Below are 242 nucleotides of genomic sequence, written 5' to 3' on the forward strand. Positions count from 1 at the left end.
CCTTCACGCTGATGCCCACGCTGTCTTGAAATTTTGGTTTGATAAAGACAACGAACCGTATTGGTTTTTAGAAGATGATAAATTTGATCAGACAATCAATGATAAGTTTGGTGAGATATGGCAAGCTTCTAGACAGGGTGAATGTGCACTTTGGCGACGTGTTGAGGAACATACAACTACTGATGATACAGGGATTGATACTGTAGCGACTAACCTTGCTGGGCGCTTAGCAGAGATTATTG

The 242-nt window shown here is 41.7% G+C and carries 1 protein-coding gene; it reads left to right on the forward strand.

Annotation, left to right across the window (positions count from 1 at the left end; genetic code table 11):
* On the forward strand, positions 1-242 hold a 242-nt coding region (locus AAEY93_RS21010; RefSeq protein ID WP_351079679.1), incomplete at both ends, for a DUF924 family protein.

It is taken from the genome of Shewanella sp. CAL98-MNA-CIBAN-0140 (assembly GCF_040309905.1).
In the GTDB taxonomy this organism is placed as follows: domain Bacteria; phylum Pseudomonadota; class Gammaproteobacteria; order Enterobacterales; family Shewanellaceae; genus Shewanella; species Shewanella psychromarinicola.